Here is a 764-nt window from a genome sequence, read left to right on the forward strand (position 1 = left end):
CAGCTGGCCTATGTGATGTACACCTCCGGGTCCACCGGCACCCCCAAGGGCGTCGCCATCACCCACCAAGGCGTCGTCGACCTCGCCCTCGACCACCACTACACAACCACCGCACACCACCGCGTACTCCACCACTCCGCACAAGCCTTCGACGCCTCCACCTACGAACTCTGGATCCCCCTCCTCCACGGCAACACCCTCGTCCTCGCCCCACCCGGCCACCTCGACGCCACCACCCTCGCCCACACCATCCACACCCACCACATCACCGCAGCCTTCCTCACCGCAGGCCTCTTCAAAGTCATCGCAGAAGTACAACCCCAAGCCCTCACCGGCCTCAAAGAACTCTGGACCGGCGGCGACACCATGTCCCCCACCGCAGCCCGCGAAACACTCCACGCCTGCCCCGACCTCCACATCATCAACGCCTACGGCCCCACCGAAATCACCATGGCCGCCACCTGCCACCCCACCACCCCCACCGACACCACCAACGACACCATCCCCATCGGACAGCCCATGAACAACATGCGCGCCTACGTCCTCGACACCACCCTGCGCCCCACACCCCCCGGCATCCCCGGCGAGCTCTACCTCGCCGGAACAGGCCTCGCCCGCGGCTACCTCGGCCGCCACACCCTCACCGCCGAACGCTTCATCGCCAACCCCCACGGCACACCCGGCGAACGCATGTACCGCACCGGCGACATCGCCACCTGGACACCACAAGGCCACCTCACCTACCACGGCCGCACCGACACCCA

1 protein-coding gene is annotated in these 764 nt (G+C 67.1%); it reads left to right on the forward strand.

Features of this window, described 5'->3' with window-relative positions; genetic code table 11:
* Positions 1-764, forward strand: a 764-nt coding sequence (locus OO63_RS41095; RefSeq protein ID WP_031192840.1) for an AMP-binding protein, incomplete at both ends; no start/stop codon positions are given.

Origin of the sequence: Streptomyces alboflavus (assembly GCF_000716675.1) — a bacterium.
GTDB classification, from domain to species: domain Bacteria; phylum Actinomycetota; class Actinomycetes; order Streptomycetales; family Streptomycetaceae; genus Streptomyces; species Streptomyces alboflavus.